Here is a 26,383-nt window from a genome sequence, read left to right as displayed (position 1 = left end):
AATGCAGATTTACGTCGCCGGCCCCTGCACGAGTGCTAAAGGCCGCGCTCGAAATATCCCGTGCTGGTAGCAATAGTCCTCCAGACGCGTTCTACAAAGGATCATGTCCCATGTGCGGCATCATCGGCATCGTCGGTAAGGCCCCCGTCGCCGAGCGTCTGGTCGAGAGCCTCAAGCGGCTCGAGTACCGGGGCTACGACTCCGCCGGCGTGGCGGGCGTGGTCGGAAGCGGCGTCGAGCGCCGCCGGGCCAAGGGCAAGATCAAGGCGCTGGAAGAGGTTCTGACCGCCGAGCCGCTGACCGCCACCACCGGCATCGGCCATACGCGCTGGGCCACCCACGGCGCGCCCAATGTCGCCAACGCCCACCCCCACAGCGCCGGCCGCGTGACCCTGGTGCACAACGGCATCATCGAGAACTTCGCCGAGCTGAAGGCCGAGCTGGCCGCCGCCGGCCGCACCTTCGAGAGCGACACCGACACCGAAGTGATCGCCCACCTGATCGACGCCGAACTGGCCACGGGCCTTGCGCCCATCGACGCCTTCAAGGCCACGCTCGACCGTCTGACCGGGGCCTACGCCCTGGCCGTGCTGATCGAAGGCGCCGAGAACCTGGTGCTGGGCGCCCGCCGCGGCAGCCCCCTGGTCGTGGGCGAAGGCCAGGGCGAGATGTTCCTGGGCTCGGACGCGCTGGCCGTGGGCCCCTTCACCAACCGGGTGATCTATCTCGACGAGGGCGACTACGTGGCCCTCGACCATGACGGGGCCAGGATCTTCGACGCCTCGGGCGCGGCGGTGACCCGCCCCGTGCGCGTGGTGCCGACCAGCGCCGTGATGATGGAGAAGGGCAACTACCGCCACTTCATGGAGAAGGAGATCCACGACCAGCCCGAGGGGTGCCAGCGCACCATCGCGGCCTATGTGGACGCCCTGACCAGCCGCACCGCCATCCCCGGCGACGTCGACTGGGCCAAGCTGGAACGCATCCAGATCGTCGCCTGCGGCACCTCCTACATCGCCGGCGTGGTCGGCAAGTACCTGATCGAGCAGCTGGCCGACCTGCCGGTGGACGTCGAGATCGCCTCGGAGTTCCGCTACCGCCAGCCCGCCCTGCGTCCCGGCGCCCTGGTGGTCGCCATGTCGCAGTCGGGCGAGACCGCCGACACCCTGGCCGCCCTGCGCTACTGCAAGGCCAAGGGCATGAAGAGCGCCGTGGTGGTCAACGCCACGGAGTCGACCATGGCCCGCGAGGTCGACGTGGTCTGGCCGATCCACTGCGGTCCCGAGATCGGCGTGGCCTCGACCAAGGCCTTCACCGCCCAGGTCAGCGTCCTGACCGCCATCGCCGTGGCCGCCGCCAAGGCGCGCGGAACCATCGACGCGGCCGAGGAGCAGCGCCTGGTCAAGGTGCTGCTGGAGGCCCCGCGCCTGATCGCCGAGGCCATCCACCTGGAAGGCGCGATCAAGGAGATCGCCGCCGACGTGGCCAAGGCCCGCGACGTGCTCTATCTGGGCCGCGGCCCGATGTCGGCCCTGGCCCTGGAAGGCGCGCTGAAGCTCAAGGAGATCAGCTACATCCACGCCGAGGGCTACGCCGCCGGCGAGCTGAAGCACGGCCCGATCGCCCTCGTGGACGACAAGACCCCGATCGTCATCCTCGCGCCCCACGACAGCTGGTTTGAAAAGTCGGCCTCGAACATGAGCGAGGTGATGGCGCGCGGCGGCCAGGTGATCTTCATCACCGACACCGAAGGCGTGAAGCACGCCCCCGAGGGCGCCAAGGTGGTGGTCACCGCCCCGGCCAGCGACCCGCTGGTCTCGACCCTGGTGATGTCGGCCCCGATCCAGCTGCTGGCCTACCACGTAGCGGTCATCAAGGGCGCCGACGTCGACCAGCCGCGCAACCTGGCGAAATCCGTCACCGTCGAATAACCCCCTTCTCCCCTTGCGGGAGAAGGTGTCGCCGAAAGGCGACGGATGAGGGGTGGCGCGAACAGAAACGCCGCGACGGCTGATCAGCTGTCGCGGCGTTTTCCATCTGAGAGACCCCGATCCCCGCTTTCGCGGGGATCGGGGTCTCCCGCAAGGGGAGAGGGATCAGCTTCGGGCCAGTCCCGTCAGGATCGACGGCTTCACCTTCAGGTCGGTCTCGCTGAACGACAGGTCCTCGCGGCCGAAATACTCGTGCTGGCGGCCCGCGCACCAGTCGGTGGTGACGACGGTGAAGTGGGTCTTGTCCGGGCGCGTGGGGCCGCTGGCATAGGCGAAATCGCCGGTCAGCCGGTCGAACGGGAAGCCGCGATCCTGGTCGGTGCGGGTCAGGATGTCGGCCAGGGTCGCCGCGTCGACCTGGGCCTTCACGATCCTGCCGTCGAAGCGCACCACCGAGTCGTAGGCGTAGCGCGACAGGTCGCCGGCCGGCAGGCCCATGCCCAGGGTGGTGTGGCCCATGAAGCCGATGTCGGCGCCGGCGGCCCGCGCCATCAGGCCGGCGACGTGACGGCCGGTGTCGCCCAGCGACAGGGCCTTGGGGATCCTGGCGACCACCGCCCGCTCTTCCGACGTCAGCTGGGCGTCCAGCGTCTCCTTCACCTGGCGGGCCAGGGCCGGGTCGGCCGGACCGCGCGGGTCGACGACCACCCGCGAGATGCGGATCGGATCGGCCTTGCGGGCGCGGTCGATCGTGGCGACCGTCAGCGGCTGGCCCCAGGCGCCGGTGTGGACGTAGCGGCTGGTCCCCTGCGCATGCTCGACGGTCACGTGGTTGTGGCCGCCCAGGAACAGGGTGCGCTCGGGCAGGCCGGCCAGCAGCGGCCGGTCGGCGGGCAGGCCCGCATGGCTCATCACCACCAGCATGCCGTCTTCGGGCGGCGCGGCCGGCAGGTTGGCCTGCGCCCACGCCGTCGGCGCCGGAATGGCGAGGTCGGGCCGGATGGCCTTGGGATAGGTGTCGATCGAGTTGGTCGCCCAGCCGATCAGGTGGACCGGAAAGCCGAGGTCGAGCGTGGCGCGCGAACTGGCCACCGGCCGGCCGGTGCGCTTGTCGACGATGTTGCTGATCACGGTGATGCCCAGGGCGCGAGCGCGATCGGCGGCGGCGGCGATGTCCTCCACCAGGTCGGCGTCGTGGTTGCCGATGTTGATCACCGTGGGGGCCAGCCTGGCCACCGCTTCGAGGAACGCCCAGTCCAGCGCGCCGTCGGTGCGCTTGGCCACCACGTTGCCGGCTTCGAAGAGGTCGCCGTTCAGCAGGATCAGGCTGGGGGCGGCGTCGCGGCGGACGATGCGGCGCATGGCCTCCAGCAGGGCCGGGGTGATCCCGTAGGCCGAGTGCAGGTCCGACAGCATCAGCACCTTGGCCCGGCCGGTGGCGGCGCCGGCGGCGGGGCCGAACGACAGGGTCATGGCGGCGGCCGCGCCGCCCAGCACCGTGCGCCGATTGAAACCGTTCATGCCGCCCTCCAGAGATCGTGGCGCCCTGCCTAGACCGCTCCAGGCAAGGCGCCAACAAGGCTTTGGACGGTCAGCGTTCGCTGTCGAGATGGGCCATCATCGCCGGGGCGTAGCGCTCGCCGGCCGCCGCGCCCTTGGGCACGGCCGCCTCGATGGCGGCAAGGTCTTCCGCCGTCAGAACGACGTCCAGAGCCCCCAGGGCCTCGGCCAGGCGGTCGCGGCGGCGGGCGCCGACCAGGGGGACGATGTCGTCGCCGCGCGATGCCACCCAGGCGATGGCGATCTGGGCGACGCTGACGCCCTTCTGGTCGGCGACCGCCCGCAAGGTCTCGACCAGGGCCAGGTTGCGGTCGAGGTTCTCGCCCTGGAAGCGCGGGGAATAGACCCGGAAGTCGCGGGCGCCGCGCTGGGCGTCCTTGACCCAGTGGCCGCTGATCAGGCCGCGCGACAGCACGCCATAGGCCGTCACGCCGATGCCCAGCTCACGCAGGGTAGGCAGGATGGCGTCCTCGATGCCGCGCGAGACCAGCGAATACTCGATCTGCAGGTCGCAGATCGGGGCCACGGCGGCGGCGCGGCGGATGGTGTCGGCGCCGACTTCCGAAAGGCCGATGTGGCGGATGTAGCCGGCGTCGCGCAGCTCGACGAGGGCGCCGATCGTGTCCTCGATCGGCACGTCGGGATCCAGGCGCGACGGGCGATAGACATCGATGTGATCGACTCCCAGCCGGCGCAGCGAATAGGCGACGAAGTTGCGGATCGCCTTGGGCCGGCTGTCGAAGCCGAGAAAGGCGCCGTCGGGGCCGCGCAGGGCGCCGAACTTGACGCTGATCACGGCCTTGTCGCGGTCCTGGCCCCGCAGGGCCTCGCCGATCAGCATCTCGTTGTGGCCCATGCCGTAGAAATCGCCGGTGTCCAGCAGGGTGACCCCGGCCTCCATGGCCGCGTGGATGGTGGCGATGGCCTCACTACGGTCTGCGGGGCCATAGAGGTCGTCGGACATGCCCATGCAGCCGAGACCGAGGGCCGAGACGGCGGGACCGGTGTTTCCGAGCTTGAGCGTACGCATGGGCGATCTCCTTGGAGACGCGGCGTGGGGAGCGCCGCGGGTGTTGGACAAGCCGACTATGACCTCGCGCGACCTGTGCGATAATCCGACCAGCGGCGCACGGGCCGTTCGGAATTTCGCACAATGGCCAGCCCCGACCTCGCCGATCTCGACGCCTTCGCCGCCGTCGCCCGTACGCGGAGCTTTCGCGGCGCGGCGGTGGGACGCGGCGTGTCGCCCTCGTCGCTGAGCGAGGCGGTGCGGCGGCTGGAGACGGCGCTGGGCGTGCGGCTGCTCAACCGCACCACCCGCAGCGTCACCCCCACCGAGGCCGGCGAGCGGCTGCTCGAACGCCTGGCCCCGGCCCTCGCCGACGTGGCCGGGGCGCTGGATGCGGTCAACCAGTTCCGCGACAGCCCGACCGGAACCCTGAAGCTGAACGTGCCGATCGTGGTGGCGCGCCTCGTCCTGCCCGACATCGTCGGCCCGTTCCTGAAGGCCAATCCGGGGATCACCCTGGAGATCACCGCCGAGGACAATTTCGTCGACGTGCTGGCGGCGGGAGCCGACGCCGGCGTGCGCTACGGCGAGCGGCTGGAGAAGGACATGATCGCCGTGCCGCTGTCGGGTCCGCAGCGCTACCAGGCCGCCGCCTCGCCGGACTTCCTGGCGCGGCACGGAACGCCCCGCCATCCGCGCGACCTGTTGTCGCTGCCCTGCATCCGGCACCGGTTTTCCAGTGGCGCGATCATCGTCATGGAGTTCGAGAAGGACGGCGAGATCGTGCGCATCGCTCCCGACGGGCCGCTAATCAGCTCGTCGCTGGAACTGGAGCTGCGGGCCGCCGAGGAGGGCCTGGGCGTCATCGCCAGCTTCGAGGGATTCCTTGCGCCGTCGGTGGCCGCCGGCCGTCTCGTGCCGATCCTGGAGGACTGGAACCCGCCCTTCGAAGGCCCCTTCCTCTACTATCCCAGCCGCCGCCACATGCCCGCGCCGCTGCGGGCCTTCATCGACTTCATCCGGGCGCGACGGCCAGAAACCTGAATTTCCGGATCGTTTGCCGCCTGTTCACCGTCCCCTGCCATGCTGGGCGACGAAAGAACGAGGGGCCACCGCCGATGATCGTCCGCCGCCGCACCACCGCCCGTCCGGGCGGGGCGCTCGCCCGCGCCGCAAAGCGCCTGGGCGGCTTCCGATCCGACCGCCGCGGCGCCATAGCCGTGTGGGTGGCGCTGGCCCTGATCCCGCTGTGCCTGCTGGTGTTCGGCTTCTTCGACCTCAGCCGCATGAGCATCGAGCGCCGGCGCCTGCAGGACTCCCTCGACGCGGCCACCCTGATCGCCGCACGCTCGACCGCCACCGACACCGAGACCCTGACCAGCCTGGGCGGGGCCGCCCTGGCCGCGGAACTGGGCAAGTCGGTCACCAGCTCCAGCTTCGTCGGCTCGACCAACGGCAAGCAGGTGACGGGCACCGCCAGCGTCACCATCGACGCGATCATCCTGGGCATGATCGGCAAGGACAAGCTGACTATCGGCGCCCAGTCGGTGGTCGTGCGCGCCGCCAACAACCTGGAAATCGCTCTCGTCCTCGACATCACCGGCTCGATGTCCGGCACCCGGATCACCGACCTGCGGACCGCCGCCAACGACCTGGTCGACATCGTCGTGCAGGACATCCAGACGCCCTACTATTCCAAGGTCGCCATCGTGCCCTATTCGATGGGCGTCAATGTCGACACCTATGCCGACGCCGTTCGCGGGGCGATCCCGACCTCGCCCCTGACCTCGGCGGCGTGGAACACCGGCGTCAGCACCGGCGTGTCAAGCTTCACCGGCGGGGGAACCTCGTCCACCGTCACCACCTCGGGCGCTCACGGCCTGGCGGTCAACGACTACGCCATGGTCTTCGGCTCCAGCCAGAGCTCGATGAACGGCAAGGTCCTGCGGGTCAGCTCCGTGGCGTCCAGCACCAGGTTCACGGGCGTCAACCAGTCGGGAACCACGATCAATTCCGGTTCGAACGGCTCGGTCTACAAGTGCCTGAACACCGGCTGCACCTTCGTCTTCAACACCCAGACGACCCACGTCTTCCAGAGCGGCGACCAGCTGAAGCTGACCGGGATCACCGGCCTGACGGCGCTGAACAGCGCCCAGCCCACCATCACCGCCGTCACGGGCCAGGCCCTGACCACCAACCTGTCGCCCACCGCCGCCACGAGCTACGCCAGCACCACGGCCGGCGCCAACGGGACGGCCTCGTGCCAGAGCACCTCGCGCAGCGACATCAGCTGCGCCATCCTGAACTTCACCAACGCCAACAACAGCGCCAAGTCGCTGTCGCTCAGCACCTGCGCCACCGAGCGCACCGGGACCTACGCCTATACCGACGACGCCCCGTCCACGGCCCTGGTCGGCCGCAACTACCCGGCCTCGTCCAACCCCTGCCCCGACGCCAAGATCACCCCCCTGACCGCCGACCGCACGCTGCTGAAGAAGCAGATCGCCGCGCTGGAAGACGGCGGCTCGACCGCCGGCCAGATCGGCCTGGCCTGGGGCTGGTACATGGTCTCGCCGAACTTCGCCTATCTGTGGCCCAGCGCCAGCCAGAAGCCGGCCGCCTACGGCACGGCCGAAACGATGAAGATCGTCGTGATGATGACCGACGGCGCCTTCAACACCCCCTACTGCAAGGGCGTGATCGCCGCCAACGCGGGCTCCGGCTCGGGCTCGGCCAGCGACCACATCAACTGCAACGCCACCAACGGCGACGCCACCGCGCAGGCCAAGGAGCTGTGCACCAAGATCAAGGCCAAGAACGTGGTCGTCTACACCGTCGGCTTCGACGTCGACTCCACCGCCAAGTCGATGCTGACCACCTGCGCCACCAAGACCAGCCAGGCCTATTTCCCGGCCACCGGCGGCGAGCTGAAGACCGCCTTCAAGTCGATCGCCCAGGAAATCTCGGCCTTGCGGATCGCCAAGTAGGCGCAAGGCCGCGCAGGCATGAAAAAAGGCCCCGTCCGCGAGGACGGGGCCTTTGTCGTTTCAGGCTCGCCGGATCAGGCCAGCTTGATCTCGCGCAGACGCTGCTGGAGGAACTCGTCGGCGGTGATCGACTCCGGATAGCGGTCCGGGTTCTCCGCGGTGACGCAGTTGGGCAGGGTCTTGATCTCGTAGTCCGACGCGAAGTGCAGGAAGAACGGCGTCGAGTAGCGCGGCAGGTGGCGGCGCTCGGGCGGCGGGTTCTGCACGCGGTGGATGGTCGAGGGCAGGACGTGGTTGGTCAGGCGCTCGAGCATGTCGCCGATGTTGATGACGATGCAGCCCGGGGGCGGGTTGATCGGCAGCCACTCGCCGTTGCGGTCGAGCAGCTCGAGGCCGCCCTCCTCGGCGCCGAGCAGAAGCGTGATGGTGTTGATGTCGCCGTGGGCGCCGGCGCGCACGCCGGTGGCGTCCTGCGGGATCGGCGGATAGTGCAGCAGGCGTAGCACCGAGTTGCCGTTCTCGACGGTCGGCTTGAAGAACTCGCGGTCGAGCTTCAGGTAGGTGGCGATCGCCTCCAGCACCTTGCCGCCCATGCTGTCGAGCGCGTTGTACAGCCAGCTGACGTCATGCTTGAAGGCCGGGATCTCGGCCGGCCAGACGTTGTCGGCCATGGTGGCGCGGAAGCGGTGGCCGGGCGGCAGGTCGCGGCCCATGTGCCAGAATTCCTTCAGGTCGTAGTGCGTGGCGCCCTTGGCGGTCTCGACGCCGAACGGGATGTAGCCGCGCGCGCCGCCCTTGACGCCGGCGTACTGCTTCTTGGTGTCCACCGGCAGGGCGAAGAAGGCCTTGGTGTCGGAAATGGCCGCGTCGATACGGTCCTGCGGCAGGTCGTACTCCGACAGCACAGCAAAGCCATAGCGCTCGAACGAGGCGCCCAGCTCCTGGGCGAAGCGCGGGAAGTCTTTGCTGTAGAGAGTGAACGAGATGGGCTCGATGGCGGATGCGGACACGGTTGGCCTTCGAAGGTGAGAAAAATGGGCGCGATTAGTAAGACGGGCCTTACTACACCCAACAGGCGGCGGAACGAAGGCCGTTCATGCCCCGCTCATCCGGTTTGTCGGAACTTGACTATAAACGGGCGCGTTTGCCCGGCTTGAGCTAAACCTCGGCACGAACAACGACAGGATCCCGGCCATGATGAACAAGAAGACCGCGTTCCACGCCGCCGCCTTCGGCGCCCTGCTGCTCGGCGCCGGCGCGATGACGGCCTGCACCACCACCGACCCCTATACCGGCATGCCGGTGCGCAACAACACCGGCACCGGCGCCCTGGCCGGCGCGGCCGGCGGCGCCCTGCTGGGCTATCTGACCAACACCAACAAGGGCGAGCAGGGCCGCAAGAACGCGCTGATCGGCGCGGGCATCGGGGCCCTGGCCGGCGGCGCGGTCGGCAACTACATGGACCGCCAGCAGGCCGACTTCCGCCGCAGCCTGGAAGGTTCGGGCGTGATGATCCGCCGCAACGGCGACCAGATCGTTCTGGTCATGCCCAGCGACGTGACCTTCGCGATCGACAAGTCGGACGTGCAGCCGCAGTTCACCCGCGTGCTCGACGACGTGGCCCGCACCCTGAACGCCTATCCGCAGACCACCATCGACGTGGTCGGCCACGCCGACAGCAGCGGTCCGGACGACTACAACCAGGCCCTGTCGGAGCGCCGCGCCGGCTCGGTGGCGGGCTATCTGACCGGCCCCGGCCGCGTGCTGCCCGACCGCGTGTTCGTGGCCGGCCAGGGCGAGCGCCAGCCGATCGCCTCCAACGACACCGCCGAGGGCCGCGCCCAGAACCGCCGGGTCGAGATCATCCTGCGCCCGCTGACCCAATAAGCGGCGCGAGATATCGCCTTCAGAAGAGCGGGGCGGCTTGACCAGCCGCCTCGCCCTTCGCTTTACAGGGGCCATGAAGACCCGCGCCGATCTCATCGCCTTCTTCGACGCCCACGACGTCGACCACGCCACCCTCGACCACCCGCCGGTGTTCCGCGTCGAGGAGGGGCTGGAGATCAAGAAGGCCCTGCCCGGCGGCCACACCAAGAACCTGTTCCTCAAGGACGCCAAGGGCCAGCTGTGGCTGATCTCGGCGCTGGGCGAGACGACGATCGACCTGAAGAAGCTGCATCACGTGATCGGCTCGGGCCGGCTGTCATTCGGCCCCGAGGCGATGATGGTCGAGACGCTGGGCGTCACCCCCGGCTCGGTCACCGCCTTCGGCCTGATCAACGACCAGGACCGCAAGATCCGCTTCGTGCTCGACAAGGCGCTGAGCGAGGCCGATCCGGTCAACTTCCACCCGCTGAAGAACGACGCCACCACCGCCGTCAGCCAGGCGGGCTTCCGCCGGTTCCTGGCCGCCCTGGGCGTCGAGCCGATGATCGTCGATTTCGAGGCGATGGCCGTCGTCGGCTAGCGCCAGATCGGCCGGTACAAGGTCGCCACGTTCCAAACCGCCAAATCCCCGCGAAGGCGGGGACCCAAGCTGACTTTCAAGATGCGGCTCGGCTGTGGATCATCCCCAGCCGCGGCTTGGATCCCCGCCTGCGCGGGGATGCACGGTTGAAAATCGTCCCAGGCGTTGAGTATCGACCCCGCCTAACGCTGGGGACCGACCCGGAACCGCAGGCAGGCCCCGCGGGCGCGCACGGTGGGTTCGCCCGTGCAGTCGAGATCCACCGTCGCCGGGCGCAGCGCCGTCAGCTTGCGGCCGGCCGGCGCCGCCAGGCAGTCGGCCAGGATCTTGGCCATCTTCTCCAGCTCGACATTGTGGGTGGCCTGGGCGTAGCCCTCCCACAGCACGGTGCGCGCCTCGTCGGGCGTCGACGGCGAACCGGCCAGGACCGCGTACATGTAGGGCGTGTCGGCCGTCTCGTCGGCCGGCCAGAAGAACACCGCCTCGTGGCTGTCGCCGGGCGGTGTCGAGGCGACGAAGGCGTACAGCGGCTCGCACGCCATCGGCTTGGGCGTCGCCGACTTGACCGCCGCCGGGGCTGCCGGCTGGGCCGCCTGGGCCGCGCCGCCGAGGCCCAGCGTCGTCGCCAGGGACAGGCCCGCCAGCACGCGCGATACGAAACGATGGATCATGTGGGTCCTGGCGGAACGCCCCGAACGGGCGGCGCGCACCATCGCCGCCAAACGCCTTCACAGCAAGAAGGCGCAGCCCCCGATTGCGAACCGGCTCGCCAAGGACCATCTTGCGGCGCTGAGCGTCCGCGCACGAGAGAAGAAGCAGTCATGTCCCTGATCGGTGAAAAGCCCGCGCCCATCCCGGCCGGCGGCAAAAGCGAGCACATCAAGGACGGCACGGACGCCAGCTTCATGGCCGACGTCATCGAGGCCTCGAAGACCCAGCCGGTCATCGTCGACTTCTGGGCCACATGGTGCGGCCCCTGCCGCCAGCTGACCCCGGCGCTGGAAAAGGTGGTCACCGCCGCCAAGGGCGCGGTCAAGCTGGTCAAGATCGACGTCGACAAGAACCCGGGCTTCGCCGGCCAGCTGCGCGTGCAGTCGATCCCCACCGTCTACGCCTTCGTCGACGGCCAGCCGGTGGACGGCTTCCAGGGCGCCCTGCCCGAAAGCCAGATCCAGCAGTTCATCGACCGCATTTCGGGCCCGCCCGCGGCCGGCGCGGTGGACGAGCTGCTGGCCATGGCCAAGGAGAGCCTGGACGTCGAGGACCTGGGCGGCGCGGCCCAGGCCTTCGCCCAGGTGCTGCAGATGGAGCCCGACAACATCAAGGCGCTGGGCGGCCTGGCCCGCGTCTACCTGGCCGGCGGCGACCTGGAGCGCGCGGCCGAGATCGCCGACATGGCGCCGGCCAACGCCAAGGACCCGGACCTGGAAAGCGTGCGCGCCGCCCTCAAGCTCGCCGAAGCCGCCCCGTCCGAGACCGCCGCCTTCGAACAGCGCCTGGCCGCCAACCCCGACGACCACGAGGCCCGGCTGGAGCTGGCCAAGGCCCTGGCGGGCGCGGGCCAGCTGGACGCGGCCTGCGACCACCTGCTGACCATCATCCAGCGCGACCGGACCTGGAACGACGACGCCGCCCGCAAGCAGCTGCTGACCGTGTTCGAGGCCGCCGGCCCGACCTCGGAAACAGCCAAGCAGGGCCGCAAGCGCCTGTCGTCGATCCTTTTCAGCTAGGAATGGCCTGCTCAGCTAGGACTTGAAGGACCCGTTCGCCGGGACAAGCGTTCAGAACACCCAGTCAAGGAGGCCGCCATGCCGGGCGTATACCGGAAGACCCTCGACCTGCCGCTGGTGATCCCCGTCTTCCCATTGGACGGGGCGCTGTTGCTTCCCGGCGGCCAGCTGCCGCTGAACATCTTCGAGCCGCGCTATCTCAACATGCTCGACGACGCCATGTCGGGCGAGCGGATGATCGGCATGGTCCAGACCCGGCCGGGCGGCGACGTCACGCGGCCGGCCCTGGCCCCGATCGGCTGCGCCGGACGGGTGACCAGCTTCGCCGAGACCAGCGACGGCCGCTATCTGATCACCCTGACGGGCGTGGCGCGGTTCCGGCTGGGCGAGGAACTGCCGGCGCGCACGCCCTATCGCCAGGTTCGGGCCGACTTCGCGCCCTTCGACCTCGACCTGCGCGAAGACCAGCAGGAGGCGGTCGGCGACGCAGCCCCGCTGCTCAACGCCCTGCGCCGCTATCTCGACCATCGGGGCCTGGCCATCGACTGGAACGAAGCCCAGGCCGCGCCGTCCGACGCCCTGATCAACAGCCTGGCCATGGCCCTGCCGTTCGATCCGCTGGAGAAGCAGGCCCTGCTCGAGGCCCGCACCCTCGCCGACCGCCGCAGCACCCTGGTGGCGCTGCTGGAGATCGACGCCGCCCAGGACGACGACGAACCGCCTTCGGTGCAGTAGGCGCAGCCGAGCCTCGAAGGGCGCACGGCCGCAGGCGCGTCGCTTACGGCTTCACTGCATCCCAGGCGGCCACCTGGTAGCCGTTTTCGGACAGGCACTGCCCCATGGCGGCCTTGTGCCGCTCGTCCAGCGCCGCGCGCACGCCCTTGGAGCCCTTGGCCTTGTCGTACGGAACCTTGAGCACCAGGCCGGTGGGGCCCGGTTGCAGGTCGCGGGCCGTGGCGCTGGCCGGATGCACCTTGAAGCCGCTGGTCTTGCCCGCCCGCACCTCGTCGCGGCACGAGACGAAGGTGCTGGCGAAGGCCTTCTCGTCGCTGGCCTGGGTCGAAAGGCGCGGGCTGTAGGCGCTTTCGCCGCCCATGCCGCCGCCCATCGAGCCGCAAGCGGCCAGGGTCAGGGTGCTGGTGGCCACGGCGGCGGCCAGGAAGGTCCGTTCGATGACGGTCATGTCGCTATCCGAGATCGTTGTTATCGCTTCTGCGACAACCGCGAGCCCGCGCGAGAGGTTCCGGCGGCGGGGCTTTCCCAATCGATCGGCCGGCTCTAGAACAGCGCCATGACCGCCGCTCCTCCGCCCCCGCCCGTCGACGTCGATCCGCGCCTGCTGGAGGTGCTGGTCTGCCCGGTGACCCGCGCGCCGCTGTTCTACGACCGCGCCCGCGGCGAGCTCGTCAGCCACACGGCCAAGCTGGCCTACCCGATCCGCGACGGCGTGCCGATCATGCTGCCTGAAGAAGCCCGCAGCCTGGCGGACGGGGAGTAGGATCCCTCCTCCCTCGGCTCCGCGAAAACCTTATCCCCTCGGGTCGCGCCACTAGCGCGGCCCGCCCAAGGGCATGCTTCGACAAGCTCAGGATGAGGTTTTCGGTAAGGCGCCGCGCCTGAACTGGTCCTCATCCTGAGCCTGTCGAAGGACGAGGACCACGTAAGGCCTACAGCGACGCCCCGCGCAGCAGCTTCGGCAGATCCCCCACCCCGCCGCCGGCCTCGTGCATGAAGAACCGGCGCGCCGGTGCGATCCGGTTGACCGCCGCCATGCCGACGCCCCGCGCCACGCGCAGCAGCGGATTGTCGTTCGAGAACAATCGCACGAAGCCGTCGAAGGCCAGGGCGTTGGTGACGTTGTCGAACCGCCGCCAGCGGGCGTAGCGCTCCAGCGTCGCCTCGGCGCCGATGTCCTCGCCGTTGCGGATCGCCTCGACCACCACCTCGGCCAGGGCCGCGGCGTCCTTGAGGCCGAGATTCAGGCCCTGCCCCGCGATCGGGTGCACGCCGTGGGCGGCGTCGCCGATCAAGGCCAGACGTGGCGCGACCAGGCGCTCGGCCAGCGACAGCGACAGCGGATAGACGAACACCGGCCCGGCCATCTCGACTTGCCCCAGGAAATCGCCGAACCGGCGCATCAGGTGGGCGTGGAAGGCTTCGGGGCTGGCGTGGCGCAGGGCCTCGCCGCGCGCGGTGCTCTCGGTCCAGACCAGGCTGGCGCGGTTGTCGGTCAGCGGCAGGATGGCGAACGGGCCGCTGGGCAGGAAGTATTCGTGCGCCACGCCCTCGTGCGGGTGCTGCATCTTCACGGTGGCGACGACGCCGCTCTGGCCGTAGCCCCAACCGATGTCGCCGATGCCGGCGGCCTTGCGCAGGGCCGAGTTGCGGCCCTCGGCGCTGACCGCCAGCGGCGCGCTCAGCACCCGGCCGTCGGTGAGCGTGACCCGCGCGCCCGAGGCGTCGACCTCCAGCCCCGTCGCGCCGGCCGGGGCGATGACCTCCAGCCCCTTGTCCAGCGCGGTCTTCGACAGGGCCGCGCGGATCTGGCGGTTCTCGATCAGGTAGCCCAGGGGCTCGCCTTCCGAGCGGTCGGCGATCTCGCCGCTGTCGAAGCGCAGGAAGAAGGGCGACGGCTTGCCCGAGGCCGCGCCCGGCGCCTTGCCGTCGGTGACCAGGATCTGCTCGATGCGCTGGGCGTGGGGCGCCAGGGCCTCGCCCGCGCCGATCGCCCGCCATTGGCGGAACGACGAGTAGGCGATGGCCGAACAGCGGCCGTCGAAGGTCGGCGCCAGCTGGGCGTCGAAGGGCTGCGGGTCGACCAGCAGCGGCCTGACGCCGCCGGAAGCGAGGGCGAGCGCCAGGGTGGTTCCGGCCATGCCGGCCCCGGCGATGATGACGTCGGCGTCGTGCTTGCGCATGGCGTGGGTATGCGCCCGGCGCGGGCTCGCTGTCCAGTTGGACGAAGCGTCCCGGGGTCCCCATCTCCTCCCGTCATTCCCGCCCTTGTGGCGGGAACCCCTCTATCGGCCGCAAGAGCGGGTGGGGCGGATCGCCAGCGATCCGCTGGCGTCTCACGTGGCAGCTGAACCAGGGGTTCCCGCCACAAGGGCGGGAATGACGGGCGATTTGATGGGCGCCAAGCACCTCCTCGCACTCGCAGGGCAAGATTATTCCCACAAACGCGGCCATAAGCCGCCGCGTTTGCAAAACCATGCCCTTGCCTACCCGCGTTACGAGGCGTAACGGGACGGCGCAATTCCCCTTGTCGGGGCTGAAAGATTGGAGACTGCGATGGGTTACCGGGTCGCCGTGGTCGGCGCCACGGGCAACGTGGGCCGCGAGATGTTCAACATCCTCGAGGAAGTGAAATTCCCCGTGGAGAAGATGCACGCCATCGCCTCGCGCAAATCCATCGGCACCGAGGTCTCGTTCGGCAGCCAGATCATCAAGTGCGAAGACCTCGAGCAGTTCGACTTCTCGAAGGTCGACATCGTGCTGATGAGCGCCGGCGGCTCGATCTCGGCCGCCTGGGGCGAGAAGATCGGCGCGGCCGGTCCGATCGTGATCGACAATTCCAGCCACTTCCGGATGGACCCGGACGTGCCGCTGGTGGTGCCGGAAGTGAACCCGGACGCCGTCAACGTCATCCCCAAGAACATCATCGCCAACCCCAACTGCTCGACCGCCCAGCTGGTGGTGGCGCTGAAGCCGCTGCACGACGAAGTGCCGATCAAGCGCGTGGTGGTGTCGACCTACCAGTCGGTTTCCGGCGCTGGCAAGGAAGGCATGGACGAGCTGTGGGACCAGACCAAGGGCGTCTTCGTCCTGGGCGCGCCTGAGCCCAAGAAGTTCACCAAGCAGATCGCCTTCAACGTCATCCCCCACATCGACGTCTTCATGGACGACGGCTTCACCAAGGAAGAGTGGAAGATGACCGTCGAGACCCAGAAGATCCTGGATCCGGCCATCCAGCTGGTCGCCACCTGCGTGCGCGTGCCGGTGATGGTGGGCCACTCGGAGTCGGTCAACATCGAGTTCACCGGCCCGCTGGACGAGGACGACGCCCGCGAGATCCTGCGCGACGCCGAAGGGATCGTGGTGGTCGATAAGCGCGAGAACGGCGGCTACATCACGCCGAAGGAAAGCCAGGGCGAGTTCCCGGTCTATGTGTCGCGCATCCGCAAGGACCCGACCGTCGAGCACGGCATCGCGCTTTGGTGCGTCGCAGACAACCTGCGCAAAGGCGCGGCCCTGAACGCCGTGCAGATCGCCCAGCTGCTGCACGACAAGGGCCTGATCAAGCAGAAGACCCTGGCCTAAGACGACTTCCCCCGTCGTCCTTCCGCCAGCGGAGGGACGACGGGACCGCCTTTCGGCGATACTTCGCACCCTTCAGCGACGCGGGCCCGCAAGATGTGGGCGGACGCCGGGATCCTTATCTGTCAGATCCCTCCGCGAAAGGTGCGGTCCATGCCTCCCAGTACCATCGGCAGTGCGAACAACGACGCGCGTTCGGCCTATCTTGCCGGCGTCGGCTGCTATCTGCTCTGGGGCTTTCTGCCCCTCTATTTCCATACCCTGTCGATCATGGGCGTCACCTCGTTCGAGATGATCGCCCACCGGACTCTGTGGTCGGTGATCTGGGCCGGCGGCCTCGTCCTGCTGGCCAGGCAGGGCGGCCAGGTGGCGCAGGTGCTGCGCCAGCCCAAGACGCTGGGCATACTGCTGCTGTCGACCCTGGCGATCTTCGGCAATTGGACGATCTATGTGCTGGCGGTGAACGCCGGCCGGGTGATCGAGGCCAGCCTCGGCTACTACATCAACCCCCTGATGAACATGGCGGCCGGCGCCCTGCTGTTCCGCGAGCGGATGAGCACCGAGGGCAAGGTCGCCATCGGACTTGCGGCCGTGGGCGTGGCCATCCAGACCATCGCGCTCGGCCACCTGCCGCTGGTGTCGCTGGGCCTGGCCTTGAGCTTCTGCATCTACGCCATCCTCAAGAAGCAGGTGAAGGCCGACGCCCAGACGGGCCTGTTCATCGAGTGCGCCTATCTGGCCATTCCCGGCCTGCTCTATGTCTGGCATCTGCAATCGACCGGGGCCGGCCACTTCGCCCAGGACGCTCGCACCGCGATCCTGCTGCTGGCCGCCGGCCCGGCCACCGTCGTGCCGCTGGCCCTGTTCGCCTGGTCGGCCCGCCGCCTGCCGCTGAGCGCCATGGGCTTCCTGCAGTTCATCGCCCCGACGCTGCAGTTCCTGCTGGGCGTGTTCCTCGGAGAAGCCTTCACGCCGCTGCGGGCGCTGTCGTTCGTGTTCATCTGGCTGGGCGTCGCCGCCTTCGCCTACGGCGCCTGGAAGCGCACGCGGATCGCCGCCGCCGCGAGCTGAACCGTAGGCGGCGAAAAGCGTTGGTCAATTTGTCGCACCGCCGCCGGCCCTTAAGCCGGCGGCAAGACGCTCTGCGTCAGGTATGCCGACAGACTTAATGCTGGGGGAAACCATGTCCGCGGAAACCATCACCACGCCCGATCTGGCCGCCGTGCTCGAGGCCCTGTCGGTCGAGATGTCGCTGGCCGCCGAGGCCTGCGGCCACCTGGACAGCGCCCTGGGCAAGATCCTCGAGAACACCCCGCCGGAATCGCGCCTGGCCGTGATGCAGGAACTGCACACGGTCGATCATCTGGCCCAGCACATCACCGCCATCACCGACTTCACCAGCAAGCTGGTGCAGGCCGCCCCGGACGGCGTGCCGCTGCCGGTGCAGGAGGCGCTGTCGACCATCACCCTGGGCGCGGTGGCCGAGCGCCTGCGCGGGCGGCTGGGGCTTTAAGGCCGCCCCTTCATCCGCTCACCCCCGCGAAGGCGGGGGCCCAAGCCGAGCTAGCGGCTCGTTCCAGACCCATCCGGACAAGCCGCTTGGATCCCCGCCTTCGCGGGGAAGATCGGTGAGTATGTCAGAGGCTCGCGTAGGCCGCCTTGATCAGGCTGACCGCGCGCGGATCGCCGATCAGTTCGTTGCCCTGGCGGTTCATCACGTAGGAGCCCGAGACCCCGGTCTTCGGATCGGCGAAGGCGCAGGAGCCGCCCCAGCCCGAATGGCCGAAGGCGTCGGCCGTGGGGCCATAGAAGAAGTTGGGCGTGTTGCGCATGAAGCCCGCGCCCCAGCTGATCTGGTAGGGCAGGACGAGATCCTGGCCGGCGATGCGCTCGGCGCGGGCCTTTTCCATCGTCTCGGGCGACAGGATCTTCACGCCGTCCAGCGTGCCGCCGCTGGCCAGGGCGCCCATCAGGCGGGCCAGGGAATGGGCGGTGGCGTGGCCGTTGGCCGAGGGGATCTCGGCCCGGCGCCATTCGCCGGTGCCGCGGCCGCCGGGCGCGGCCCACTTGGTCATGAAGGCGGCCTTCACCGCGTCGTTGATCTCGCCGAACTTCGGGAAGGCGGTCGGGCGCATCAGGTCGGCGCAGCGCGCATGCTCGCTGTCGGGCAGGCCGATCCAGATGTCCAGCTCCAGCGGCTGGGCCAGGTCCTCGCGCAGGGCCGTCCCCATGGTGCGGCCGTCGACCCGGCGGAAGATCTCGCCGGCCGTGAAGCCGAAGGTCACCGGGTGATAGCCGCTGGCCGAGCCGATCGGCCACAGCGGGGCCATGGCGGCGAGCTTGGCGGTCGTCGCCTGCCAGTCGAACCAGATGGCCGGATCGACCTCGTCGAGGAAACCCGACAGGCCGTCCTGGTGCGACATAACCTGTCCGACCGTGACGTCCTGCTTGCCGGCCTGGGCGAACTCCGGCCAGACCGAGGCGACGGTCTGGTCATAGGTCAGCTTGCCCTGGTCCACCAGGCGCGCGACCAGAAGGGCGGCGATCGCCTTGGTGGTCGAGAACAGCGGGGTCAGGGTGTCGGGCCCGAAGGCGACCTGATGCTTGCGGTCCGCATAGCCGGCCATCAGGTCGACCACGACCTCGCCGTCGACGGCCAGGGTGAAGCGCGCGCCAAGCTCGCCACCGCCCGGCGAGGCGGGGTCGAAATTGGCCTCGAAGGCTTCGTAGACCTGGGCGAACGGGGCGGGGCAAACGCCGGTGATGTCGAGGCTCATGAAGTTTCGTCTAGCCCGCCGGGCCGGGGTTTGTCATCCGAAGGACAGTGTAACGCGTAACCGGAGCCCGCCGATGAAGCCCGACGTCCTGCAGCTCAAGGCCCTGTCCCCGCAGCTCGAAGCCGGGCTGGAGGCGGCCTACACGGTCCACCGCCCCTATCGCGCCGCCGATCCGGACGCCCTGATCGACGAGGTCGCGGGCAGGGTGCGGGCCGTGGTCACCGGCGGCGACCTGGGCGTGCCGACCGAGCTATGGGAGCGCCTGCCGGCCTTGGAGATCGTGGCCGTGCACGGCGTCGGCCTCGACAAGGTCGACCTCGACGTCGCCGCGGCAAGGGGCGTGACCGTGACCACGACGCCGGGCGTGCTGACCCAGGACGTCGCCGAGTTGGCCATCGGGTTGTGGCTGTCGCTGTCGCGCCGGATGGTCACCGCCGACCGCTACGTGCGCGAAGGCCGTTGGCCCAAGGCCGAGCGCCTGCCCCTGGCGCGGCGGGCGACCGGGCGCACCGTCGGGATCCTGGGCCTGGGCCAGATCGGCAAGACGATCGCCGACATGGCCAAGCCGTTCGCGTCGAGCATCGCCTATCACAGCCGCCGGCCGGTCGAGGGCGTCCCCTACGCCTACCACGCCAGCCCGCTGGAACTCGCGCGGGCGGTCGACGTGTTGTTCCTGGTCACACCGGGCGACGCCGGCCCGCTGGTCGACGCGGACGTGCTGGCGGCGCTGGGCCCGGACGGCCTGCTGATCAATGTGGCGCGCGGCTCGGTGGTCGACGAGGCGGCCCTGGTCGCGGCCCTGGCCGACGGGACGATCGCCGGCGCGGGCCTGGACGTGTTCGAGGACGAGCCGAACGTGCCGGCGGCGTTGCTGGCGATGGACAACGTCGTGCTGCAACCGCACCGGGGCAGCGCCACGGAAGAAGCCCGCGCGGCGATGGCGGCGCTGGTGCTGGAGAATTTGGAGCGGCATTTCGCGGGCTGACCGGCCGCTTCCCTCCCCTTCCACTTCACTCCAAAAATCGCCTTCCTGGGCCTTGTGCCCAGGATCCATCGTTCAGCGGCTCAGACCTTTGCAGCATGGGACAAGGTCTGAGCCGCCGCCGGCATGGGCCCTCGCCACAAGGGCGAGGGAGGCGATCTTTTTGCGATTTCGCGCCCTGCCAAATGGGAGCAAGGACCGCCCCTAAGCCAGCCGCTCGATCCGCACGGTCGGCGAGGTCTGCTTGATGCGAGCGGCCATGGCCACGATCGGCAGCTCCGGCGCGTTCCAGATGTTGGCGGCGGTGACGGTTTCGGCGACGCCGCCGACGGCGCGGGCCAGGCCGTAGGACAGGGTCTGGCCTTCCAGGATCGAGGCGGCGAACAGGGCGGTCAGCAGGTCGCCGGTGCCGCTGGGCGAGCGCTCGGCCTTGGCGTGGGCGGCCAGCCAGCCCTCCTTGCGGTCGGCATAGACGACGCCGATCTCGCCGCCGCGCTGCACCGACGAGACGATCACCGGCTTGTTCAGCAGGCGGGCGGCGCGCACGGCCCCGGCCGGATCGCGCACCTCGGCCCCGGTCAGGCGTTGCAGTTCCCAGGCGTTGGGGGCGACGAAGTCGGCGCGCGGGATCAGGTCGGCGGCGATGGCGTCGGCGACCTCGGCCGGCACGTAGAGGCCCTTGCCGGCGTCGCCCATGGTCGGATCGACGATGATGGTCGGCTTGCGGCCCGAGGACCCGTCGCGCGGGGCGGCCCGCACGGCGTCGATGGCCCGGGCGGCTGCGCGCACCTGGGCGGCGCTGGCGAAATAGCCGGTGATGACGATGTCGGTCAGGCCGAACAGGCCGTTGGCCTCCAGCCCGTCGAGCATGCCCTCGACCACCTCGATCGGCACCGGCGCGCCGCCGGGAACGCCCCAGCCGGGATGGCGGCCGAACAGCACGGTCGGCACGACCATGGTGTCGATGCGGAACTGGGTCAGGGCCGCGGCCTGGGCGGTGGCGCCGACCTGGCTGCCGGCGACATGGCTGGAAATGAGAAGCGCGAGCGGCATGGGCAAAGCGATTAGCCGAGCCTGCGGAACTTGAACAGGGCGTCACGACGGCAAAACCGAGGCCGCCGTCTCGCTGCCGCCTCAGCAACAAAAAAGCCCGCTCCGAAGAGCGGGCTTTCCCGTGAAACGCCTGTCGGCGGATCGCTTAGTAGCGGTAGTGGTCCGGCTTGAACGGGCCGGCTTCCGGCACGCCGATGTAGTCGGCCTGGTCCTTGCTCAGCGTCGAGAGCTTGGCGCCCAGCTTCTCCAGGTGGAGGAAGGCGACCTTCTCGTCGAGGTGCTTGGGCAGGGTGTAGACCTCGTTCTTGTACGCGGCCTTGTTGGTCCACAGTTCGATCTGGGCCAGGGTCTGGTTGGTGAACGAGGCCGACATCACGAACGAGGGGTGGCCCGTGGCGTTGCCCAGGTTCACCAGGCGGCCTTCCGACAGCAGGATGATCTTCTTGCCGTCCGGGAATTCCACGTGGTGGACCTGCGGCTTGATCTCGTCCCACTTGAAGTTCTTCAGGCCGGCGACCTGAATTTCCGAGTCGAAGTGGCCGATGTTGCAGACGATGGCGTTGTTCTTCATCTGCCGCATGTGGTCGACGGTGATGACGTCCTTGTTGCCGGTCGCCGTCACGTAGATGTCGGCCTTGCCGGCGACGTCGTCCAGCGTCTGGACTTCGTAGCCTTCCATCGCCGCCTGCAGGGCGCAGATCGGGTCGATTTCGGTGACGATCACGCGGGCGCCGCCCTGACGGAGCGAAGCGGCCGAGCCCTTGCCCACGTCGCCGTAGCCGCAGACCACCGCGACCTTGCCCGACAGCATGACGTCGGTGCCGCGACGGATGGCGTCGACCAGCGATTCACGGCAGCCGTACAGGTTGTCGAACTTCGACTTGGTGACGCTGTCGTTGACGTTGATGGCCGGGAACGGCAGGTCGCCCTTCTGAGCCATCTGGTACAGACGGTGCACGCCCGTGGTGGTTTCTTCCGACACGCCGCCGATGGCGTCGCGGATGGCCGAGTAGAAGCCCGGCTTTTCGGCCAGGTAGCGCTTCATGACGGTGTAGAGCGCTTCTTCTTCTTCGTTCTGCGGGTTGTTCAGGATCGACGGATCCTTTTCGGCCTTCGGGCCGAGCACGCACAGCAGGGTGGCGTCGCCGCCGTCGTCGAGGATCAGGTTCGGGTAGCCGCCGTCGTGCCACTCGAAGATCTTGTGGGCGTATTCCCAGTACTCGACCAGGTTCTCACCCTTGAAGGCGAAGACCGGGATGCCGGCGGCGGCGATGGCGGCGGCGGCGTGGTCCTGGGTCGAGAAGATGTTGCACGAGGCCCAGCGGACTTCGGCGCCGAGAGCCGTCAGGGTCTCGATCAGAACGCCGGTCTGGATGGTCATGTGCAGGCTGCCGGCGATGCGGGCGCCCTTCAGGATCTGCTGCGGGCCGTACTCGGCGCGCGTGGCCATCAGGCCCGGCATTTCGGTCTCGGCGATCGCGAGTTCCTTGCGGCCGAAGTCGGCGAGCGAGATGTCCTTGACGATGTAGTCAGCCACGTTTCGGCTCCTGATGGGGGTGTCTTGTGCGCTCTATAGCGCGCGGCGGCGACACTGGCAAACTGACATAAAGATTTCCTTATGTCCGCGAAGGGCGCGAATACCCGCGACGGGAGAACTGGCGTGACCCTTGCGGTCCGCAGCGGCTCTAGTGCCAATGTGGGATGTGGGGGATTTTCAACATGCGTTCGCCGAGCCGGCCTTTCTTCAAGGCCTACGAAGTCGTGGCCATCGTGGCCTTCGTGATCGTCGCCGCCGTGATCGGCAGCCTGAAACTGGTCTACTGAAACCGGCCTCATAGGCCCGGCAGGGAACGGAACGCCGTTCGCCGCGCGTTGTATGCGGATGCCGGAAGGTTCCGTTTCGACACCGCCGCCGCCGACCAGCCCCGGGCGCAAGCCCGGGAGCCGCTGGCGCGCCCTGCCGCGATCGGCCCGCTGGGGCATCGGCGGCGCCCTGCTGATCCTGGCGGCGATCGTCGCCTTCTTCGTCTGGTTCGACTGGAACATGCTGCGCGGCCCCGTCGGCCGCTTCGCCTCGGCCCAACTGAAGCGCGAGGTGCGCATTGAGGGCGACCTGCGCGTCCACCCCTGGTCGTTCTCGCCCAAGGCCGAGGCCTACGGCCTGTTCGTCGGCCAGCCCGACTGGGCGCCCAAGACCGGTCCCCAGGCCGGCCACATGGCCCGCGCCGACCGCGTGGCGGTGCAGATCAAGCTGCTGCCGCTGCTGAAGGGCGACGTCATCCTGCCGCTGCTGGCGGTCGACCGCCCCGACGTGCGCCTGCTGCGTGAGGCCTCGGGCCGCGCCAACTGGACCTTCGGCGACCCGAACAAGAAGCGCACCAAGCCGCTGAAGCTGCCGGCCATCCAGCACTTCGTGATCAACGAGGGCGCGCTGCGGGTCGAGGACAAGGGCCGCGACGTGCTGTTCGTCGGCACGGTCAGCTCCAACGAACACGCCAGCGGCGACGGCAAGGGCCGCTTCGTGCTGGAGGGCAAGGGCCAGTACAACCGCTCGCCGTTCCTGGCGCGGGTGACCGGCGGACCCCTGCTGAACATCTCGCCCAACCGGCCCTACCCGTTCGACGCCCGGGTCAGCGCCGGTCCGACCCGGATCCTGGCCGAGGGCTCGATCACCAAGCCGTTCGACCTGGGCCGGTTCGAAAGCAACCTGACGGTGGCCGGCAGCGACCTCAACCGGCTCTACGGCCTGACCGGCCTGACCCTGCCCAACACCCCGCCCTACCGGATCAGCGGCCACCTGGTGCGCAAGGGCGGCCGGTTCGACTTCGAGAAGTTCTCGGGCCGCATCGGCGACAGCGACGTCAACGGCGACCTCTTTGTGCTGGTCGACCGCGAGCGGCCCTACCTCGAGGCCGACCTCCGTTCGAAGCGCCTCGACTTCGACGACCTGGGCAGCCTGGTCGGCGCCGCCCCGGCCACGGGTCGCGGTGAGACCGCCTCGGCCGGCCAGAAGGTCGAGGCCGGCCAGCGCGAGGCCACCGGACGCCTGCTGCCCGACGCCACCCTGCAGACCGATCGCGTGCGGGCCATGGACGCCAAGGTCACCTACCGCGCCCTGGCGGTGAACGCCCCTAACCTGCCCTTGCAGAAGGTTCGCCTCGACCTGACGCTGGACAAGGGCGTGCTCGACATGAACCCGATCGCCTTCACCTTCTCGCGTGGCGACCTGGCCGGCCGCGTGAAGCTGGACGCCCGGCCGAACACGCCCGTCACCGACCTTGATCTGCGCCTGACCAACGCCAAGCTGGAGGACTTCATCCCGCTGAAGACCGCGGGCAAGCCGGCCATAGAAGGCGGCATCGTGGCCCGGGCCAAGCTGCGCGGCGTCGGTAACTCGGTGCACCGCGCCGCCGCCTCGTCGAACGGCACGGTGACCCTGGTCGCGCCCAAGGGCCAGGTGCGCCAGGCCTTCGCCGAGCTCTTGGGCGTCAACGCCTCCAAGGGCCTGCTGATGCTGCTGTCGAAGGATACGAAGGAAACCAGCCTGCGCTGCGCCGTGGCCAGCTTCGACGTGAAGGACGGCGTCATGCGCACCGACAAGATCATCGCCGACACCGGCGTGGTCCTGGCCAAGGGCGAGGGCACGATCAACCTGAAGACCGAGCGCCTGGACCTGCGCATCGAGGGCGACAGCAAGAAGCCGCGCCTGGTGCGGCTGTTCATCCCGATCGAGATCAAGGGGCCGCTGGGCAAGCCGGACATCGACCTCCAGCCCGGCGGCGCCATCGCCCAGGGCGGGGTGGCTGCGGCGCTGGGCTCGCTGCTAAGCCCCCTGGCGGCGATCCTGCCGTTCGTCACCCCCGGGCTGGAGAAGGACGCCGACTGCGCCGGCCTGGTCGCCTCCGCCCGCGGCGACGGCGTGGCGGTGCGCACCACCCAGACGACCCAGGCCAAGCCGAAGAAGGGCGAGTAGCCTTCACCAGAAGGGCTTGAGATCCTTGAGCTCGGCCAGGGCCGCCCTGGCCTCGGCCATCAGCCTGTCGGTCGTCTCGGGTGCGGCCGACAGGGCGCCGGCCGCATAGGCCGCCTGGGGATCGCCGTCGGCCAGGGCCGCCTGGCGGGCCAGGGCCGCGCCGTGGGCCTGGTCGTTGAGGCCGCCCAGGACGTCCTGCAGATCGCGCGTGGCGGCCGACCACCGCTCCAGCCGCTTGAGATGATCCGGAAACAGCGGGGCCAGGGCGTCGATGGCGTAGCGCAGACCTTTGCCGCGGATGCGCAGGCGGTGACGCTGGTCGGCGTCCAGCCCGTCCAGATGCTTGCCCCGCGCCAGGACATCCCGGGACAGCTTTTTCAGCCGGCCGGCGGCGAAGGCCCTGGCCGGCGCCCCCCGATCCTCGACCCGCTCGGGATCGGACAGCCAGTCGCCGGCCTCCAGCCAGGCGGCGATATCGAGCGCCAGCGGACCGAAGCGCTCGGGCGCGGCGGCCTCCAGGGCGCGGGCGTAGGCGACCTGCTGGGCGTCGACCAGCGCCTTGCCCAGAGCGGCGAGGCCTTCGACCGGCTGCGGATCGGCCTCGACGGCGGGACGCCAGGCGCCGGCGATGTAGACGTCCAGGTCGCGGGCCGGGCCCAGGGCGTCGGCCAGGGCCTTCACCGCGTCCGAGGCGGGCGCCGCCGCCAGCTTGCCGGTGACGGGACGGAAGAGCTTGAACAGGGCGCGCAGCCGGCGAGCGGCGACGCGTAGATCGTGCACCGCCTCGGGTCCCGGCAACTCGACCAGAGCCTCGGCCGCGACGCACAGACGGCCCAGCGCGGTGTTGCCCAGGGCCTGGAAGGCCTCGGCGGCGGTCATGTCGCGAGTCAGGACGGCGGCTTCGCGGCGGGCGCCGGGCGCTTCGCCCAGGGCCAGGGCATAGCCGCGCTCGGCCTTGCTGACGAGCGACAGGCGCAGCGGCGCATGGGCCATCAGGTCGCGCGCCAGGTCGAACAGGGCGGCCGGCTCTCCGGTCTTCAGCTCCAGCTCCAGCTCATTGACCGCGGCGCGGTCGGTTCCAGCCTGAAGCTCGCCGCGATCGAGCGCGGCCTCGATCACCGCCCCGGCGTGCTCGACGAGGCGCAGGGTGCGCTCGACCTTGGCGGCGAACACCGGGGCCAGGACGTCGCCGTTGACGATGCGGCCAGCCGGGGTCTGGTCCAGCAGGTCTCGGTCGGGACCGGGGCCCGAGACGGGCGCCTCCCACTCGCCGCGGGCGAAGACGCCGCCGGCCGAGGCCGATTTCAGGGTCTGCTTGCGGCCGCCGTCGCCGTCGCGCACCCGCAGGCCGAAGCCCGCCCGGCGCAGCGCGTGGTCGGCGGTGTCGTAATAGGTGGCGTCGAGCCGGCGCACCGCGCCATCCGCGCCCAGCCGGGCCAGGATCGCGTCGGAAGCCTCCGGGGCGATCAGGAACTTCAGTTCGATTTCGCGATCCATGATCCGACTATAACCACCTTGCAGGCGTTTGACTTCCGCAACGCAACAACGCGCGGATGCGCGGGCCGTCTTGCCATTCGGATCGCCCAAGTTCAAACCT

Annotated in this window: 23 protein-coding genes; 13 read left to right on the top strand and 10 right to left on the bottom strand. The window is 69.4% G+C overall.

Translation table 11 applies throughout. The features are described 5' to 3' along the window. Positions 1 to 110: 110 nt before the first annotated feature. Positions 111 to 1,931: a glutamine--fructose-6-phosphate transaminase (isomerizing) gene (gene glmS, locus P7A99_RS16715; RefSeq protein ID WP_277794905.1), complete on the top strand. Its 1,821-nt coding sequence runs from the start codon at positions 111 to 113 to the stop codon at positions 1,929 to 1,931. A gap of 165 nt (positions 1,932 to 2,096) precedes the next feature. On the opposite strand, the gene P7A99_RS16710 is transcribed toward glmS, so the two are convergent. After that, positions 2,097 to 3,452: a metallophosphoesterase gene (locus P7A99_RS16710; protein WP_277794904.1), complete on the bottom strand. Its 1,356-nt coding sequence runs from the start codon at positions 3,450 to 3,452 to the stop codon at positions 2,097 to 2,099. A gap of 70 nt (positions 3,453 to 3,522) precedes the next feature. Continuing rightward, positions 3,523 to 4,521: an aldo/keto reductase gene (locus tag P7A99_RS16705; RefSeq protein ID WP_277794903.1), complete on the bottom strand. Its 999-nt coding sequence runs from the start codon at positions 4,519 to 4,521 to the stop codon at positions 3,523 to 3,525. Positions 4,522 to 4,644: 123 nt separating this feature from the next. On the opposite strand from P7A99_RS16705, the gene P7A99_RS16700 reads away from it, so the two are divergent. Together P7A99_RS16700 and P7A99_RS16695 are read left to right on the top strand one after the other, a co-directional pair. Further along, on the top strand, positions 4,645 to 5,544 hold the full coding sequence (locus P7A99_RS16700) for a LysR family transcriptional regulator (protein WP_277794902.1): 900 nt from the start codon (positions 4,645 to 4,647) through the stop codon (positions 5,542 to 5,544). A 74-nt stretch (positions 5,545 to 5,618) separates the two neighbouring features. Continuing rightward, entirely contained in the window at positions 5,619 to 7,487 is a 1,869-nt protein-coding gene (locus P7A99_RS16695) for a pilus assembly protein (protein ID WP_277794901.1), read from the top strand. 74 nt (positions 7,488 to 7,561) lie between these two features. Here the strand turns inward: P7A99_RS16695 and P7A99_RS16690 are convergent, their stop codons facing one another. Next, positions 7,562 to 8,497: an isopenicillin N synthase family dioxygenase gene (locus P7A99_RS16690; RefSeq protein WP_277794900.1), complete on the bottom strand. Its 936-nt coding sequence runs from the start codon at positions 8,495 to 8,497 to the stop codon at positions 7,562 to 7,564. 187 nt (positions 8,498 to 8,684) lie between these two features. On the opposite strand from P7A99_RS16690, the gene P7A99_RS16685 reads away from it, so the two are divergent. Together P7A99_RS16685 and P7A99_RS16680 are read left to right on the top strand one after the other, a co-directional pair. Then, positions 8,685 to 9,374, top strand: coding sequence for an OmpA family protein (locus P7A99_RS16685; protein ID WP_277794963.1), 690 nt, complete (start codon positions 8,685 to 8,687; stop codon positions 9,372 to 9,374). Positions 9,375 to 9,447: 73 nt separating this feature from the next. Next, positions 9,448 to 9,954: a prolyl-tRNA synthetase associated domain-containing protein gene (locus P7A99_RS16680; RefSeq protein WP_277794962.1), complete on the top strand. Its 507-nt coding sequence runs from the start codon at positions 9,448 to 9,450 to the stop codon at positions 9,952 to 9,954. 182 nt (positions 9,955 to 10,136) lie between these two features. On the opposite strand, the gene P7A99_RS16675 is transcribed toward P7A99_RS16680, so the two are convergent. Continuing rightward, complete coding sequence (locus P7A99_RS16675) at positions 10,137 to 10,625, bottom strand: hypothetical protein (protein ID WP_277794899.1); 489 nt, start codon at positions 10,623 to 10,625, stop codon at positions 10,137 to 10,139. Between the two features lie 150 nt (positions 10,626 to 10,775). On the opposite strand from P7A99_RS16675, the gene trxA reads away from it, so the two are divergent. Beyond that, complete coding sequence (gene trxA, locus P7A99_RS16670) at positions 10,776 to 11,684, top strand: thioredoxin (protein ID WP_277794898.1); 909 nt, start codon at positions 10,776 to 10,778, stop codon at positions 11,682 to 11,684. Positions 11,685 to 11,762: 78 nt separating this feature from the next. Next, positions 11,763 to 12,419 carry an LON peptidase substrate-binding domain-containing protein gene (locus P7A99_RS16665; protein WP_277794897.1) on the top strand — a complete coding sequence of 219 codons (657 nt, stop codon included), beginning with the start codon at positions 11,763 to 11,765 and terminating at the stop codon, positions 12,417 to 12,419. A gap of 43 nt (positions 12,420 to 12,462) precedes the next feature. On the opposite strand, the gene P7A99_RS16660 is transcribed toward P7A99_RS16665, so the two are convergent. Beyond that, on the bottom strand, positions 12,463 to 12,867 hold the full coding sequence (locus P7A99_RS16660) for a hypothetical protein (RefSeq protein ID WP_277794896.1): 405 nt from the start codon (positions 12,865 to 12,867) through the stop codon (positions 12,463 to 12,465). 108 nt (positions 12,868 to 12,975) lie between these two features. On the opposite strand from P7A99_RS16660, the gene P7A99_RS16655 reads away from it, so the two are divergent. After that, complete coding sequence (locus P7A99_RS16655; RefSeq protein WP_058348402.1) at positions 12,976 to 13,182, top strand: Trm112 family protein; 207 nt, start codon at positions 12,976 to 12,978, stop codon at positions 13,180 to 13,182. A gap of 169 nt (positions 13,183 to 13,351) precedes the next feature. Here the strand turns inward: P7A99_RS16655 and P7A99_RS16650 are convergent, their stop codons facing one another. Continuing rightward, positions 13,352 to 14,602, bottom strand: coding sequence for a UbiH/UbiF/VisC/COQ6 family ubiquinone biosynthesis hydroxylase (locus P7A99_RS16650; protein WP_277794895.1), 1,251 nt, complete (start codon positions 14,600 to 14,602; stop codon positions 13,352 to 13,354). Positions 14,603 to 14,975: 373 nt separating this feature from the next. Between P7A99_RS16650 and P7A99_RS16645 the strand changes: the two genes are divergently transcribed. From P7A99_RS16645 to P7A99_RS16635, 3 genes are all read left to right on the top strand, one after another. After that, positions 14,976 to 16,004 carry an aspartate-semialdehyde dehydrogenase gene (locus tag P7A99_RS16645; protein ID WP_277794894.1) on the top strand — a complete coding sequence of 343 codons (1,029 nt, stop codon included), beginning with the start codon at positions 14,976 to 14,978 and terminating at the stop codon, positions 16,002 to 16,004. A gap of 150 nt (positions 16,005 to 16,154) precedes the next feature. Next, positions 16,155 to 17,072 (top strand): EamA family transporter RarD, encoded by a 918-nt coding sequence (rarD, locus tag P7A99_RS16640; protein WP_277794893.1) that lies wholly within the window; start codon positions 16,155 to 16,157, stop codon positions 17,070 to 17,072. Positions 17,073 to 17,184: 112 nt separating this feature from the next. Next, on the top strand, positions 17,185 to 17,514 hold the full coding sequence (locus tag P7A99_RS16635; RefSeq protein WP_277794892.1) for a hypothetical protein: 330 nt from the start codon (positions 17,185 to 17,187) through the stop codon (positions 17,512 to 17,514). Positions 17,515 to 17,638: 124 nt separating this feature from the next. On the opposite strand, the gene P7A99_RS16630 is transcribed toward P7A99_RS16635, so the two are convergent. After that, complete coding sequence (locus P7A99_RS16630) at positions 17,639 to 18,778, bottom strand: serine hydrolase domain-containing protein (RefSeq protein ID WP_277794891.1); 1,140 nt, start codon at positions 18,776 to 18,778, stop codon at positions 17,639 to 17,641. Between the two features lie 73 nt (positions 18,779 to 18,851). Here P7A99_RS16630 and P7A99_RS16625 point away from each other — a divergent pair, with 73 nt between their 5' ends. Then, positions 18,852 to 19,763, top strand: a complete 912-nt coding sequence (locus P7A99_RS16625) for a 2-hydroxyacid dehydrogenase (protein ID WP_277794890.1) — start codon at positions 18,852 to 18,854, stop codon at positions 19,761 to 19,763. Positions 19,764 to 19,964: 201 nt separating this feature from the next. Here the strand turns inward: P7A99_RS16625 and P7A99_RS16620 are convergent, their stop codons facing one another. Together P7A99_RS16620 and ahcY are read right to left on the bottom strand one after the other, a co-directional pair. Beyond that, positions 19,965 to 20,813, bottom strand: coding sequence for a PfkB family carbohydrate kinase (locus P7A99_RS16620; RefSeq protein WP_277794889.1), 849 nt, complete (start codon positions 20,811 to 20,813; stop codon positions 19,965 to 19,967). A gap of 145 nt (positions 20,814 to 20,958) precedes the next feature. Next, positions 20,959 to 22,350, bottom strand: coding sequence for an adenosylhomocysteinase (gene ahcY, locus P7A99_RS16615; RefSeq protein ID WP_277794888.1), 1,392 nt, complete (start codon positions 22,348 to 22,350; stop codon positions 20,959 to 20,961). 339 nt (positions 22,351 to 22,689) lie between these two features. Here ahcY and P7A99_RS16605 point away from each other — a divergent pair, with 339 nt between their 5' ends. Continuing rightward, on the top strand, positions 22,690 to 24,786 hold the full coding sequence (locus P7A99_RS16605) for an AsmA family protein (protein ID WP_277794886.1): 2,097 nt from the start codon (positions 22,690 to 22,692) through the stop codon (positions 24,784 to 24,786). A 3-nt stretch (positions 24,787 to 24,789) separates the two neighbouring features. Here the strand turns inward: P7A99_RS16605 and P7A99_RS16600 are convergent, their stop codons facing one another. After that, positions 24,790 to 26,283: a CHAD domain-containing protein gene (locus P7A99_RS16600; RefSeq protein ID WP_277794885.1), complete on the bottom strand. Its 1,494-nt coding sequence runs from the start codon at positions 26,281 to 26,283 to the stop codon at positions 24,790 to 24,792. Between the last annotated feature and the right edge of the window lie 100 nt (positions 26,284 to 26,383).

Source organism: Caulobacter endophyticus (genome assembly GCF_029543245.1).
GTDB classification, from domain to species: Bacteria; Pseudomonadota; Alphaproteobacteria; order Caulobacterales; family Caulobacteraceae; genus Caulobacter; species Caulobacter endophyticus_A.
This window is presented reverse-complemented; position numbering and strand designations above follow the sequence as displayed.